The sequence below is a fragment of the Streptomyces sp. M41(2017) genome (genome assembly GCF_002078175.1).
Taxonomy (GTDB): domain Bacteria; phylum Actinomycetota; class Actinomycetes; order Streptomycetales; family Streptomycetaceae; genus Streptomyces.
This window is the reverse complement of record NZ_MWFK01000001.1, coordinates 747,961-762,718: the sequence shown is the minus strand read 5'-3', so window position 1 is coordinate 762,718 and position 14,758 is coordinate 747,961. Positions and strand designations below refer to the sequence as shown.

At 72.8% G+C, this 14,758-nt stretch carries 10 protein-coding genes; 9 read left to right on the top strand and 1 reads right to left on the bottom strand.

The window, feature by feature from the left end:
* The first annotated feature begins 220 nt into the window (after positions 1-220).
* The 4 genes from B0675_RS03450 to obgE all read left to right on the top strand — a co-directional run bounded on the left by B0675_RS03450 (position 221) and on the right by obgE (position 6,778).
* Entirely contained in the window at positions 221-4,243 is a 4,023-nt protein-coding gene (locus B0675_RS03450; protein WP_081217247.1) for an Rne/Rng family ribonuclease, read from the top strand.
* A 319-nt stretch (positions 4,244-4,562) separates the two neighbouring features.
* Entirely contained in the window at positions 4,563-4,883 is a 321-nt protein-coding gene (rplU, locus tag B0675_RS03445; protein ID WP_081221565.1) for a 50S ribosomal protein L21, read from the top strand.
* Between the two features lie 16 nt (positions 4,884-4,899).
* Complete coding sequence (gene rpmA / locus B0675_RS03440) at positions 4,900-5,154, top strand: 50S ribosomal protein L27 (RefSeq protein WP_037618784.1); 255 nt, start codon at positions 4,900-4,902, stop codon at positions 5,152-5,154.
* A gap of 187 nt (positions 5,155-5,341) precedes the next feature.
* Positions 5,342-6,778: a GTPase ObgE gene (gene obgE, locus B0675_RS03435; protein WP_081217246.1), complete on the top strand. Its 1,437-nt coding sequence runs from the start codon at positions 5,342-5,344 to the stop codon at positions 6,776-6,778.
* 222 nt (positions 6,779-7,000) lie between these two features.
* Here obgE and B0675_RS03430 read toward each other — a convergent pair whose 3' ends face one another.
* On the bottom strand, positions 7,001-9,118 hold the full coding sequence (locus B0675_RS03430) for a hypothetical protein (RefSeq protein ID WP_081217245.1): 2,118 nt from the start codon (positions 9,116-9,118) through the stop codon (positions 7,001-7,003).
* 491 nt (positions 9,119-9,609) lie between these two features.
* Between B0675_RS03430 and proB the strand changes: the two genes are divergently transcribed.
* The 5 genes from proB to B0675_RS03405 all read left to right on the top strand — a co-directional run bounded on the left by proB (position 9,610) and on the right by B0675_RS03405 (position 14,724).
* Entirely contained in the window at positions 9,610-10,716 is a 1,107-nt protein-coding gene (proB, locus tag B0675_RS03425) for a glutamate 5-kinase (protein ID WP_081221564.1), read from the top strand.
* Between the two features lie 195 nt (positions 10,717-10,911).
* A complete protein-coding gene (locus B0675_RS03420; protein ID WP_081217244.1) occupies positions 10,912-11,370 on the top strand; it encodes a hypothetical protein in 459 nt (152 codons plus the stop codon).
* A gap of 61 nt (positions 11,371-11,431) precedes the next feature.
* Positions 11,432-12,718 (top strand): glutamate-5-semialdehyde dehydrogenase, encoded by a 1,287-nt coding sequence (locus B0675_RS03415; protein WP_081217243.1) that lies wholly within the window; start codon positions 11,432-11,434, stop codon positions 12,716-12,718.
* A 178-nt stretch (positions 12,719-12,896) separates the two neighbouring features.
* Positions 12,897-13,532 carry a hypothetical protein gene (locus B0675_RS03410; protein WP_081217242.1) on the top strand — a complete coding sequence of 212 codons (636 nt, stop codon included), beginning with the start codon at positions 12,897-12,899 and terminating at the stop codon, positions 13,530-13,532.
* Positions 13,533-13,656: 124 nt separating this feature from the next.
* Complete coding sequence (locus B0675_RS03405; protein WP_081217241.1) at positions 13,657-14,724, top strand: hypothetical protein; 1,068 nt, start codon at positions 13,657-13,659, stop codon at positions 14,722-14,724.
* Positions 14,725-14,758 lie beyond the last annotated feature (34 nt).

The window sequence follows — 14,758 nt, the reverse complement described above, 5'->3', positions numbered from 1 at the left end:
TATCCGGGAGCCACCTGGGTCGGGCAGCGCACCCCACCAGAAGACTTTCGCCAGGCCGTACGCACACATGGCGTACGGAACCGGCGAGACAGGACACAGAGAGCTCCCGTGCGGCGCCCGCGCCCCGGACGGCGGCACCGCGCATCGCGCGAGCCGCGGACGTCACCGGCACTGCCGGACCAGGCGCGGCGCCCGGGAGCCTGACAGGAGATCCACCCGCATGCTCGAGCCGACCGAAGCCGCCGAGCCCTCCACGGGCGCCGACGACAACAACAACAGCCCCAGCGACACCCTGCCGCCGCGGCGCCGCCGTCGTGCCGCGTCGCGCCCCGCCGGTCCTCCGACCGCCGCCTCCGAGGCCGCGGCCGAGACCACCGCGCCGGCCATACCGGCCGTCGCGTCCGCCGAATCCGTCGCGGACGAACACACCACCGCGGCCACGGACCTCGTGGACCCGGAGGCCGAGGAGAAGGACGAGGCGGCCCGGGCCGCTGCGGCCGAGGCTCCCGCGGCCGACACCGAGGACGCCGCACCGCGCCGTTCGCGCCGCCGTGCCACCCGCCGTGTCTCGGCCCCCGCCGGTGTGCCGGTGGCCGACGAGGCCACCGAGATCGCCGAGACCGTGGTGGCCGCCCCGGCGGCCGTCGCCGAGCCCGCCGCCCAGGCGGCCGAGGAGACCCCGGCCCCTGCCGAGGAACCCGCTCCCGCCGGCCGCACGCGCCGCCGCGCCACCCGCCGGGTCGCCGCGCCCGCCGCCGCCGACGCCGCCGAGACCATGGCGGCCCCCGCCGCGCCCGCCGCCGCCCCGGTGCAGGCCGAGGCACCCGCCGAGACGGTGGAGGCGGAGGTGGAGGAGGAAGCAGCTCCCCGCCGCGCCACCCGTCGCCGTGCCACCCGGCGCGTCTCCGCCCCGGCCGCCGCGCCCGAGGGCGAGGCCGCCGACGAGCGTGTGGAGGCGCCCGTGACCAGCGAGAGCAAGCCCGCGGAGTCCGAGCGTCCCGAGGCCGCCGACGCCGCACCCGCCGAGGACGGAGGCCCGCGTCGTGGCCGCCGCCGCGCCACGCGTAAGGCCGCCGGTGGTTTCTCGGCGCCCGCTCCGAAGGAGACCGACGACTCCTCGCGGCGCCCCGGCCGTCCCGCCGTCGCCGTCTTCCAGGCGCCGGTGTTCACCGAGCCGATGTTCCAGACGCCGGAGCGCGCCGCCGCCGCGGCCGCCGCCGAGGCGGCCGGAGCGAGTACCGAGGCACCCGAGCCCGTCGAGGCCCCCGCGCCGGCCGAGGCCGTCGAGGAGCCCACCGGCGGTCGTCGCAGCCGCCGCCGTCGCCGGGCCGTCGAGGACGAGCCGGTGACCGTGGCCGCCGAGGAGCCGCAGGACGTGCAGGGCGTGCAGGACGTCCAGGAGGTGGAGGAGTCCGCCGAGGACGCCGAGGACACCGCCGAGGGTGACGACGGCGAGGAGGAGTCCGCCGGCTCCCGTCGTCGCCGCCGCCGTGGTGGCCGTCGCCGCCGCCGCGGTGACTCCGCCGACGCGGACCACGAGTCCGGCGACGCCGCCTACTCCGGCGACGAGGACGAGGCCGCCGAGCAGGCCGCACAGGACACCGAGGACACCGCCGAGCAGGTCGAGGAGGACGCCGAGGAGTCCGACGACGACGAGCGCGGCGAGTCGGGCGGCTCCAGCAGCAGCCGTCGCCGGCGCCGCCGCCGCCGTCGTGCCGGTGACTCCGGAGGCGACAGCGAGACGGGCGACAACGACCCCGAGCGCACGGTCGTCAAGGTCCGCGAGCCGCGGAGCAAGAAGGACGAGCGGCACGGCGACGCCACGGACGAGGTCCAGTCCATCAAGGGCTCGACCCGGCTGGAGGCGAAGAAGCAGCGTCGCCGCGAGGGCCGCGAGCAGGGTCGCCGTCGCGTCCCGATCATCACCGAGGCCGAGTTCCTGGCCCGCCGTGAGGCCGTCGAGCGGGTCATGGTCGTCCGCCAGAGCGGCGAGCGCACCCAGATCGGCGTCCTCGAGGACGACGTGCTCGTCGAGCACTACGTCAACAAGGAGCAGTCGACCTCGTACGTCGGCAACGTCTACCTGGGCAAGGTCCAGAACGTGCTGCCGTCGATGGAGGCCGCCTTCATCGACATCGGCAAGGGCCGCAACGCCGTGCTCTACGCCGGTGAGGTCAACTTCGAGGCGCTCGGCATGGCCCACGGGCCGCGTCGCATCGAGTCCGCCCTCAAGTCCGGCCAGTCGGTCCTCGTACAGGTCACCAAGGACCCGATCGGCCACAAGGGCGCCCGTCTGACCAGCCAGGTCTCCCTCCCGGGCCGCTACCTCGTGTACGTGCCCGAGGGCTCCATGACCGGCATCAGCCGCAAGCTGCCCGACACCGAGCGCGCGCGTCTGAAGACCATCCTCAAGAAGATCGTCCCCGAGGACGCGGGCGTCATCGTGCGCACCGCCGCCGAGGGCGCGAGCGAGGACGAGCTGCGCCGCGACGTGGAGCGTCTGCAGGCGCAGTGGGAGGACATCCAGAAGAAGGCGAAGAGCGGCAACGCCCCGACGCTGCTCTACGGCGAGCCGGACATGACCGTCCGCGTCGTCCGCGACATCTTCAACGAGGACTTCTCCAAGGTCATCGTCAGCGGTGACGAGGCGTGGGACACCATCCACGGCTACGTCGCGCACGTGGCGCCCGACCTGACCGAGCGGCTGTCGAAGTGGACCTCCGAGGTCGACGTCTTCGCGACGTACCGGATCGACGAGCAGCTGATGAAGGCGCTGGACCGCAAGGTCTGGCTGCCCAGCGGCGGTTCGCTGGTGATCGACAAGACCGAGGCGATGATCGTCGTCGACGTCAACACCGGCAAGTTCACCGGCCAGGGCGGCAACCTCGAAGAGACCGTGACCAGGAACAACCTGGAGGCGGCCGAGGAGATCGTGCGCCAGCTGCGGCTGCGCGACCTGGGCGGCATCGTCGTCATCGACTTCATCGACATGGTCCTGGAGTCCAACCGCGACCTGGTCCTGCGCCGCCTGCTGGAATGCCTGGGCCGTGACCGCACCAAGCACCAGGTCGCCGAGGTGACCTCGCTGGGCCTGGTCCAGATGACCCGAAAGCGGGTCGGCCAGGGCCTGCTGGAGTCGTTCTCCGAGACCTGCGTCCACTGCAACGGCCGCGGCGTCATCGTGCACATGGAGCAGCCGACGTCCGTCGGTGGCGGCGGCAAGCGCAAGAAGCGCGGCCGCGGTGGCGCCGAGCAGGTGCACGAGCACGACCACGACCACGACACGCACGAGACGGCCGAGGAGCCGGAGACGGTCGAGACCGAGGCCGAGGTGGCCGCCGAGGTCGCCGCGCCCGTCGCGGTCGAGCCGGACTTCCAGCCGGACGAGGAGCTGTACGGCAGCGCCGCCGAGGCGGAGGCCGCAGCAGGCCGTGGCCGTTCGCGGCGTCGCGCCACCCGGCGCGCGTCGGCTCCGGCCGGTGCGCCGAAGTCCGAGGAGCGCGCTCCCCGCAGCCGCCGTGAGGAGCGGGCCGAGCGGGCGGCCGCCCGGTCCCGTGAGGCCGCCGAGGCCGAGCCGGCCGCGGTCGAGGACCCGGTCGTCGAGGCGCCGGTCGCCGTGCAGCAGGTCGCGGAGCAGCCGGTCGTCGAGGCGCCCGTCGAGGAGGCCCCGGCCCCCGTGGCCGCCGTCGCCGAGGAGGACGCCGCTCCCAAGGGCCGTACGCGCCGTCGTGCGACCCGGAAGGTGTCGGCGCCCGCCGGTTCGCCCAAGGAGGCCGAGGAGACCGTGGTGACGGTCACGGAGCCCGCTCCGGCGCCCGTCGCCGAGGCCCCCGCGGCCGAGCCGACGCCCGAGCCGGTGGCGGAGAGCGCCGCTCCGGCCCGCCCGCGCCGCCGTGCCGTGCGCAAGGCCACCGCGCCGACCGCGTCCGAGGAGGCGGCCGTCACGGTCGTCCCGTCGGCCGCCGCCGAGCCGGTCGCCGAGCCCGCCGGGGCGGAGGCCGCCGAGGCCGACGCCGAAGCGCCGGCCGCCAAGAAGACCGCCCGCAAGACGGCGGCCAAGAAGGCGCCCGCCAAGAAGGCCGCCGCCAAGAAGACCGTGGCGGCCAAGAAGACGGCCGCGAAGAAGACCACCACGGCCAAGAAGGCGACCACCAAGAAGACGGCCGCCAAGTCCACGGCGAAGAAGACCGTGGCCGCGGAGCAGACCGCTCCCGCCGTCACGGCCTCGGCCGACGAGGGCTGACCCAGCCTCTGACCCGCGTGTGGTCCCGCCCCCCCCGGGGCGGGACCACACTGGTTTGCGGGCCCGGCCGACCGGCCGGGCCGCGCCGCGTCCGGGGCTGCACCGACCGCGTCGCGGTGGTCTCCTGCCGGCCCGGGCCCGGTTTGACCCCGGTGGGGACGGTCTCGTAACCTGGACCGTCGGCGTGTCCATTGACACGCCACATCCCCGTAAACCTTTCTTCCTCCCGGGCACTCCGGTGGCCGGGAGAGGTTGCCCGTGTTCCTTCCCGGGTGACTGGACTGCGGGGGTGCCGTTCCCGAGCGAGAGAGAGATCCGCGTGTACGCCATCGTGCGCAGCGGTGGTCGCCAGCACAAGGTTGCTGTCGGCGACATCGTTGAGGTTGACAAGATTTCCACTGCCAAGGTTGGCGACACGGTCGAGCTCTCGACCCTGCTCGTTGTCGACGGCGAAGCCGTGACGAGCGACCCCTGGGTCCTGGCCGGTATCAAGGTCCAGGCCGAGATCGTGGATCACCACAAGGGCGTCAAGATCGACATCCTTCGCTACAAGAACAAGACCGGCTACCGCCGTCGTCAGGGCCACCGCCAGCAGTACACGGCGATCAAGGTCACTGAGATCCCCGCGGCTGCGAAGTAAGGGTAGGGACTGAGACATGGCACACAAGAAGGGCGCATCGTCCACTCGGAACGGTCGCGACTCCAACGCTCAGCGGCTCGGTGTGAAGCGCTTCGGCGGTCAGACCGTCAACGCCGGTGAGATCCTGGTCCGCCAGCGTGGCACCCACTTCCACCCCGGCGTCAGCGTCGGCCGTGGCAAGGACGACACGCTGTTCGCGCTGGCCGCCGGTGCGGTCGAGTTCGGCACGCACCGTGGCCGCAAGGTCGTGAACATCGTTCCGGTCGCCTGATCCAGTCCCGTCGAGGCTGATCCGTCCCCCGCGGACGGACCCGTGCCTCGGGGCCCAGGCTCCGCAGAACAGAGTTCTTCGCGAGGCGGACCTCACTTCCCCCACGGGAAGCGGGTCCGCCTTTCGCGTGTTACGTAAGAGACATTCCGTACGTACAAGAAGTACCGAAGTGCTGGAGGCACCCCACATGACCACCTTCGTGGACCGCGTCGAGCTGCATGTCGCCGCGGGTAGCGGAGGTCACGGCTGTGCCTCCGTACACCGGGAGAAGTTCAAGCCGCTCGGCGGCCCGGACGGCGGCAACGGCGGCCGTGGCGGTGACGTGATCCTGGTCGTCGACCAGTCCGTCACCACGCTGCTCGACTACCACCACTCGCCCCACCGCAAGGCCACCAGCGGCAGGCCCGGCGAGGGCGGCAACCGCTCCGGCAAGGACGGCCAGGACCTGATCCTGCCCGTGCCGGACGGCACGGTCGTCCTCGACAAGGAGGGCAACGTCCTCGCGGACCTCGTCGGACACGGCACCTCCTTCGTCGCGGCCGAAGGCGGCCGCGGCGGTCTCGGCAACGCGGCCCTCTCCTCGGCCCGCCGCAAGGCGCCCGGCTTCGCCCTGCTCGGTGTGCCCGGCGGGTTCCTGGACATCGTCCTGGAGCTCAAGACCGTCGCCGACGTGGCCCTCGTCGGCTACCCGAGCGCCGGCAAGTCCTCGCTCATCTCCGTCCTGTCCGCCGCCAAGCCGAAGATCGCGGACTACCCCTTCACGACCCTCGTCCCGAACCTGGGCGTCGTGACCGCGGGCGAGACCGTCTACACCATCGCGGACGTCCCCGGCCTCATCCCCGGCGCCAGCCAGGGCAAGGGCCTCGGCCTCGAGTTCCTGCGCCACGTCGAGCGGTGCAGCGTCCTCGTCCACGTCCTGGACACGGCCACCCTGGAGTCCGAGCGCGACCCGATCTCCGACCTCGACATCATCGAGGAGGAGCTGACGCAGTACGGCGGCCTCGACAAGCGGCCCCGCATGGTCGTCCTCAACAAGATCGACGTGCCGGACGGCAAGGACCTGGCCGAGATGGTGCGCCCGGACCTGGAGGCTCGCGGCTACCGCGTCTTCGAGGTCTCCGCGGTCGCCCACATGGGCCTGCGGGAGCTGTCGTTCGCCCTCGCCGAAGTGGTCGCCCAGGCGCGTGCCGCCCAGCCCAAGGAGGAGGCGACCCGCATCGTCATCCGTCCGAAGGCGGTCGACGACGCCGGCTTCACGGTCACGCAGGAGGAGGACGGTCTCTACCGCGTGCGCGGCGAGAAGCCCGAACGCTGGGTGCGCCAGACCGACTTCAGCAACGACGAGGCCGTCGGCTACCTCGCCGACCGGCTCGCCCGCCTCGGTGTCGAGGAGAAGCTGATGAAGGCGGGCGCCCGCTCCGGCGACGGCGTCGCCATCGGCCCCGAGGACAACGCGGTCGTCTTCGACTGGGAGCCCACCGTCATGGCCGGTGCCGAGATGCTGGGCCGCCGCGGTGAGGACCACCGCTTCGAGGCCCCGCGCCCCGCCGCCCAGCGCCGCCGCGACCAGCAGGCCGAGCGGGACGAGGCGCAGAAGGAGTACGACGACTTCGAGCCGTTCTAGCCGGATGGCGACGAGCCGTCCCCCAGGAACAGCGAGAACAACAGCGCGGGCCCGACCTCCCCGGAGGCCGGGCCCGCGCTGCTGTCGCGGCCGGGGGGGGACCGGCGGTTCGTGAGGCGGCCCCGTCCGGCCACCGGTCCGGGGGCGAACGGAAAGAGGGCCGGCGGCTCGTGTCGAGTCGCCGGCCCTCCTTCTGGATCAGCCGTGTTCAGCCGTGCCGTGTCACGCGTTGACGGAGTCCTCGGCGCCGTTGTCCTCGCTGTCCGAGGCGTCCGTGTCGGGGCCGAGGCCCTGCTCGGACTCGTGCGCGGAGTCCTCGGCCGCCCCGCGCTGCGACGGGATCTCCGCGGCGAGCCGCGCGGTCATCCGCACCCGGCGCTCGTCCGCCTTCGTGCACAGCTCCGCGATCGCCGCGTCGAAGCGGGCCAGCGACGGCGGGTCCGAGGGGCCCAGGAGGTGCTCCTTGAGCTCGGCGCGGGCGGCCGTGAACTCGTCCCGCTCCGGGTGACGGACCGCGTCCAGGAGGGCCGGGACGCCGTCGGCGGAGGGCGAGAGGATCGCGCCCGCGGACACCGTCGGGAACCCGGCGCGGAACGCCGCCTCCGTCAGGCCCGAGGTGTTGGCGACCGCGTACGGCTTCTCGCTGGACAGCCAGTCCGAGACGACCGAGGAGACGTCGCTGATCAGCAGGTCGGCCTCGTTGAAGCAGCTGAAGATCGCCGGACGCGGGCCCGTGACGATCTGGTGCTCCCACTCCGGGAAGGACGCCCAGAAGGCCGCCTCCCACGCCGCCGTGGCCCGGCCGATCTCCGCCTCGCGGTCGCCGCGCGGCGCGCCCTGCAGCAGCATGCGCTCCATCTCGTCCGCGCTCGTACGGAAGGCGGTCGAGGTCAGGGTGTCCAACTCGGCCGTGCGGCGGGCCAGTTCGGCGGCTGCCTCCGGGCCGGGACGGGCGCCCGAACGCCGGGTGTTGGCCTCGCGGATCATCGCCATGATGCGGTCGTTCGCCGCACCGGCGCGCGGGTCGACGGAACCGGTCATCGGGTGCGGCTTGTACAGCAGGCGCACGCCCTCGTCGGCGAGCAGGTGGCGCACGATGTTCTCGCCGGCCAGCACCACCGAGGTGTTGCCGGGGTTGCCGTCCCAGCCCTCCCAGGTGGGGGCGTAGAGGACGGTCGTGTACGTACCCGTGGGCGGGCCCGAGAAGAGGCGTATCGGGGTCAGCTGCGGCCGGCCCACCTCGACGATGTTCTTGTCCTCGACGCCGACCTCGGCGAGCGCGTACCGCTCACGGGCGGCGGGACCGGCGACCCACACCTCGTCGTACGCCTTGGCGTACGGGTTGCAGGAGGACAGCTTGTCGCTCTCGCCGTGGTTGATGAACGCGTGCTTGATCGTGGGGATGCGCAGGACCTGGGAGGTCTTCGCCGCGTTCGCCGGGTGCAGCATCATCTTCAGCGTCGAGTTCTCCAGCGAGAACATCGTGGAGACCTTGGGGAAGCAGATGATCGGGACGTCGGTCGCGTCGATCTTCTGCACCATGAAGCGCTCACGCAGCACGATCAGCGGCCGGGCGTCGATCTGCGAGAGCGTCGAGAGCCACATGTTGGCCTGGTACGCGGACGTGGTGCCGCCCGAGAAGTACATGGCGACGGTGGGCTGGTACTGCTCCAGCCACGCGTCGACCCACTCCATGACCTTCGCCTCGTTCTTGGCGCGCTTCGCGGGAAGCAGCCAGGTGCCGAGGTGGACGATGCCGCCGAGGGCCAGCGCGATGGCGACGCCCTCGCCGATGCCGCCCCACAGGGCGTTCGTGGTGGCGGCGGTGACGAGCAGACCGGCCGTCGCCGGGACGGAGAGGGCCAGCAGCCGGTGACCCTGGCGGCGGGCCAGGATGCGCGGCGGCGCGGCGCTCAGGCGCAGTGCGGACGCGTCGATGTTGCGGGTGACGACCGGGAGCGTACGGGTGCGGCGCACCAGGACCGAGACGGCGTGGCAGGCGAAGTGCAGGGCGTAGAGGACGCATATCGCGATCAGCAGGGGCGCCTGCTCGTGCGTCGGGTTGATGCCGTCGATCCGCAGCAGCCCCACCATGATCAGCATGTCGCGCAGCAGTTGGCGGACGGTGATGTCGAAGCGGACCTTGCCGAGCAGCGAGAGCAGACCGGGGTCGCGGTACTGCAGATACACGTCCAGAAGGAGACCCGCCGCACTCGCGGCGACGAACACCGGGACGTTCGGCAGCAGCGCGGAGACGATCTGGGCCGTGAGGAAGGCGAACATCGCGAGCAGCGCGGAAAGCTGCACGATGCGACGGGGGGCGAGGCCTGCGGAGGGCACGGGCTGGGCTCCTGCGAGGGGGATGCAGCGGATGGGGGATCGTGCGGCCGAGCTGTCACCAACAGAGGGCCGACGACTGACCGTATGACCTGAAGACCCGGCTAGCAATCTTCCGTGGGAACAATCACTGCATAGGGCACATAATGCCCGGAGACTCTGTGAGCGAGCCCTCAGCAGGCCGTGTGCCGACTGGCCCGACGCCGCTCGGCGAGTCCTCCGGAACCCCGCCCGCGGAACCCTGGCCGACGGCCACCCCGGACTTCCGTACGGCAGGCCCCGGAGCCCCCGCCCCCGTACGGCCCCCGCACCCCGCGCCGAACGGATCGGGCGGGCTCCGGCGGCCACGCTCCGTCGCCGCCCGGGGACCGTGGGCGTCCGCCCGTCGGAACGCGGAACCGTCGCACGGGCCCGCTCGCGTAGATTGCAGACACCGGGCTGGTCGGAACATTGGGGATGGCGTGTCAGCGGCAAGGAATACGGTGCGGGCGGGCGTGGCCGAGGCCCACAGGATCGTCGTCAAGGTGGGCTCCTCGTCGCTCACCACCGCCTCCGGCGGCCTCGACGCCGACCGGGTCGACGCCCTCGTGGACGTCCTCGCCAAGACGCACGGCGGCGGCGCGCGCGAGATCGTCCTCGTCTCCTCCGGAGCCATCGCCGCCGGACTCGCGCCGCTCGGGCTGCGCCGCCGCCCCAAGGACCTCGCCCGCCAGCAGGCCGCCGCCAGCGTCGGCCAGGGGCTGCTGGTGGCCCGCTACACCGCCTCCTGCGCCCGCTACGGCATCCGCGTCGGGCAGGTGCTCCTCACCTCCGACGACACCAGCCGCCGCTCCCACCACCGCAACGCCTCGCGCACCCTCGACAAGCTGCTCGCGATGGGCGCCCTGCCGGTCGTCAACGAGAACGACACCGTCGCCACGGACGAGATCCGCTTCGGCGACAACGACCGCCTCGCCGCGCTCGTCGCCCATCTCGTCCACGCCGACCTGCTCGTCCTCCTCTCCGACGTGGACGGCGTCTACGACGGGGACCCCAGCCGGCCCGGCACCTCCCGGATCGCCGAGGTCCGCGGCCCCGCCGATCTCGCGGGCGTCGAGACCGGCAGCGCGGGCAAGGCCGGCGTCGGCACGGGCGGCATGGCCACCAAGGTCGAGGCCGCCGGGATCGCCGCGGCCGCCGGCATCCCGGTGGTGCTGACCAGCGCCGTCCACGCGGCGGACGCCCTCGCGGGCCGGGACACCGGCACCTACTTCCACGCCACCGGCAAGCGCTCCGCCGACCGGCTCCTCTGGCTCCAGCACGCCTCCACCCCGCAGGGCGCGCTCACCCTCGACGACGGCGCCGTCCGCGCGGTCGTCCTGGGGCGCAAGTCGCTGCTGCCCGCGGGCATCGCCTCCGTCGAGGGCGAGTTCACCGCCGGGGACCCCGTCGAACTGCGCGACAGCACCGGCCGGGCCGTCGCGCGCGGGCTGGTCAACTTCGACGCCAAGGAGATCCCCCAGCTGATCGGCCGCTCCACCCGGGAGCTGGCACGGGAACTGGGGCCCGCCTACGAGCGCGAGGTCGTCCACCGCGACGACCTCGCCCTGCTCAACCCCTGAGTCACCCGCCCCGGCGTCCCCGGCCGCACCCCGGATCGACTGTCCGCTACACCCGTAAACGGCTGATTCCGCCGCCCCCACCGGGGGACGTTCCGTAAAACCGCCACACGACGGCTTCTCACCTGCTCAACTTTGTGACAGGGAGAGTCCGGGATTCGGTACGACCATCGGGTTAAGGAGGCCGTCGTGAGACGAGTGCGCCCTGGGGCGGCGGCGTCCCGCGGTGGTCCCGCCTCCCGTGCGGCAGGCGAGGAGAGAGCCCTCACGAGCGTCGCGGCCGGCGACACCTACGAGGGCGAGCAGCCCGCCGAACAGCCACGGCTGTGGCACGTCACGCTGAGCGTCTCGGGCGGCGAGGCACCGCTGACCGAGGTCAGGCGCGGTCTCGAACAGCTCGCGCACGACCACCCCTTCCTCCTGACCAGCCGGTACGCCAACGACCACGCGGAGATCCGCTACTGGGAGGAGGCCCGCGACCTGCACGACGCGGCGGCGGTCGCGCTGCGCCTGTGGGGCGAGCACCGGCAGACCGCCAAACTCCCGCCCTGGGAGATCGTCGGCCTGGAGGTCATCGGCCGGGAGACCTACCACCAGCGCATCGCCGAGGGGTACGGACCGCTGCCCGCGACCCCCGTCGGAGTTCACCCCTTTTGAGCCCGTCTCGGGGTGTGGGACAACCGCTGAACCGTCGTGCCCGGCGCACTACGCTTCCCTCATGACCACGCTCTCGCCGTACGACTCGATGTCCCCGGTCACCCAGGCCGCCTACCGCGCGAAGTCCGCCGCCGCCGACCTGGCGCCCCTGCCGCGGTCCGAGAAGGACGACGCGCTGCTCGCGATCGCGGACGCGCTCGAGGTCCGTACGAGCGAGATCGTCGCCGCCAACGCCAAGGACATCGCGAAGGCCCGCGAGGCCGGCACCAGCGAGACCGTCGTCGACCGGCTCACGCTGACCCCCGAGCGGGTGCGCGCCATCGCCTCGGACGTCCGGGACGTCGTGGCGCTGCCCGACCCGGTCGGCGAGGTCGTCCGCGGCTCGACGCTCCCGAACGGCATCGACCTGCGCCAGGTCCGCGTCCCGCTCGGCGTGGTCGGCATCATCTACGAGGCCCGCCCGAACGTGACGGTCGACGCGGCCGCCCTCTGCCTGAAGTCCGGCAACGCGGTCCTGCTGCGCGGCTCCTCCTCCGCCTACGAGTCGAACACCGCCCTCGTGCGGGTCCTGCGCGACGCGGTGGGCGGCGCCGGACTGCCCGCCGACGCCATCCAGCTCGTGCCCGGCGAGGGCCGCGAGTCGGTCCGCGAGCTGATGCGCGCCCGCGGCCTGGTCGACGTCCTCATCCCGCGCGGCGGCGCGTCCCTCATCCGCACGGTCGTCCAGGAGTCCACCGTCCCGGTCATCGAGACCGGAACCGGCAACTGCCACGTGTACGTCGACGCCCAGGCCGACCTCGACATGGCCGTCGACATCCTGATCAACTCCAAGGCCCAGCGGCCGAGCGTCTGCAACTCCGCCGAGACCCTCCTGGTCCACCAGGACATCGCCGCGGAGTTCCTGCCGCGCGCCCTCGACGCCCTCGCGGACGCCGGTGTGACCGTGCACGCGGACGAGCGCGTCCTCGCCTACGCGAAGGACTCCAAGGCCACCGTCGTCGAGGCCACCGCCGAGGACTGGGACACCGAGTACCTGTCGTACGACATCGCCGCGGCCGTCGTCGACTCCCTCGACCGGGCCGTCACCCACATCCGGCTGTGGAGCTCCGGCCACACCGAGGCCATCGTCACGACCTCGCAGCAGGCCGCCCGCCGGTTCACGCAGCTGGTCGACTCCACGACGGTCGCGGTGAACGCCTCCACCCGGTTCACCGACGGCGGCCAGTTCGGCTTCGGCGCCGAGATCGGCATCTCCACGCAGAAGCTGCACGCACGCGGTCCCATGGGACTGCCGGAGCTGACGAGCACGAAGTACATCGTCACCGGCGACGGTCACATCCGCCGCTGATCGGCCGCTGATCCGCCGGCGTCGCCGTGCCCACGGGATCCCCGGGGCGCCCGGGGCCCATGGGGCGAACCCGCGGGTCCACGGGGGCGCACGGGGTGTGCGGCGGGTGGTGCGGGACCGGCCGACGACGCCCGGCGCGTCTCGTCAGGTGGATGAATTTCCGTACCGTCTGCCCAAATTGACCCCCCAGGTCTACTCTGGATCCGTGCCGGAGGACGTGGGGGGCACGCCGTTCCCTGACGGCTGGGAGCCCGACGACAACCGTGACCGCGGGGGCGCGGACGAAGAGTTCGCCTCCGTGGTCTTCGACGAGGACTTCGTCCGGGCGGCGGTGATCCACGAGCCGACCGCCGTGGAGAGACTGCTCTCCGCCGCGCAGGCCCGCGCGGAGGCGTCCGAGGCCGAGGCGCGCCGGGCGCACGCCCGCGGCGTCCGCTCGGACGACTACGAGGACGGCTTCGGACCGGACGACCACGGCGATTTCGGCCACGATCCCGACCTGGACGACCTCGACGACAACGACCTCCTCGAAGGCCGCTACGGCGCTCCCGGGACGTACGGCCGGATCTACGGCAAGCACGCGCGCTGGCACCGTCCGGTCGCCTGGATCCTCGCCCTCGTCATGGGCGTCGGCATGGTCGCCCTGGCCTTCACCGCGGTCTACCGGGGCGCTTCCGGCGCCCACGACGAACAGATACCCCCGCCCGCCTCCACCGGCCTCGAACAGGGCCGGGAGAAGGTCACCGGCACCGGCCCCTCCGCCTCGGCCGACTACTCCCCACCGGCCGTCTCCGCGGTGCCGCGGACCCCCTGACGCCGAGGGGCCCGGCGGAGCCATGACGATCCCTCGAACAGCGTGGCCGTCCTGGTGAGAACCTGTCAGAACTTGTCGCACACCGCAGCGTTTACCGAAGCTCCCGGAGACCTACTCTGAAGGTATGGGCGGGCCTGGAGACCCACCTGAGGGGACACCCGAGGGCGCCCCCGCCGGTGGAGAGGACGACTACCGATCCGTCGTCTTCGACGAGTCGTTCGTCCGTGCTGCCCGCCTCCAGGAGTTCTCCGCCCAGGAACGCATGGCCGACCACAGCCTGGCCGTACGCCGCCGGCCACCCCTGCGGCGCGGACTGTCCCGGCAGGCGCTGGTCCTCGTCCTGCTGATCGCCATCGCCTTCGGCACCGCGATCTACATGGGCGTGCGCCATCCGTACCAGACCCCCACCACCCAGTCGGCCGAACCGCTGCGGATGACCGTGATCCCGCTCGCCCCGCAGACCCCGGTGCCGGGCTCCACCGATCCCGAGCAGCTGTACGCCGACAGCCCCGCCGCGCAGTTCCGCATCGGCGCCGACGGCATCACCCTGCCCGCGTCCCGGCGTACCGCGCACTTCTCCGACAGCCAGGTCGTCAGCGCCCTGACCACCGCCAAGGACTACCTGGTCGAGTCCGCCCTCGACCCGAGCGTCCTGACCGGCGGAGCCACCCGGCCCGTCCGGATCCTGCTCGACCCGCGCCAGCTCGACCAGTTCGACGAGAGCTTCGAGCACCCGCTCGCCGACGGCCGGCACGCGCCGACCGGCTGGCTGGTCCGCTTCGACGCGACCCGGGCCCGGCTCGCCGACCAGCGGATCAGGGTCCAGGGCACCCTCCAGGCCGCGGAGTTCGACGCGACCACCCTGGAGGTCATCGCCGACCACACCTTCGTCTACGCGCTCAGGCCGGCCGGCGGGGACGCCCGGGCGAAGGCGTCCCTGTTCACCGTCCGGCGCGAACTGCACTTCCGCTTCGACCGCGACGACCTGCGCATGCACCAGGCCGAGCTGGCGGTGTCGTACGTCCAGGCGGGCCCGCTCACCTGCTCCGACGATTCCGTGAGCCGGCTGCACCCGCTGCTCGCGGGCCAGACGGCCAGGGCGGGCGGCCCCGCCGGCACCGACCCGTACGCCACCGGGAGCGCCACGGCCCTGTGCGGAACCCTGGCCAGGAGCGCGCAGCCGAAGCTGTAGCCGGCGAGACGGCCACCGGCCGCCCGGCGCCGGG

Coding starts and splice junctions, on each gene's coding strand:
- B0675_RS03450 (WP_081217247.1), top strand. CDS start 221: ATGCTCGAGCCGACCGAAGCCGCCGAGCCCTCCACGGGCGCCGACGAC.
- rpmA (WP_037618784.1), top strand. CDS start 4,900: ATGGCACACAAGAAGGGCGCATCGTCCACTCGGAACGGTCGCGACTCC.
- obgE (WP_081217246.1), top strand. CDS start 5,342: ATGACCACCTTCGTGGACCGCGTCGAGCTGCATGTCGCCGCGGGTAGC.
- B0675_RS03415 (WP_081217243.1), top strand. CDS start 11,432: ATGACCACGCTCTCGCCGTACGACTCGATGTCCCCGGTCACCCAGGCC.
- B0675_RS03405 (WP_081217241.1), top strand. CDS start 13,657: ATGGGCGGGCCTGGAGACCCACCTGAGGGGACACCCGAGGGCGCCCCC.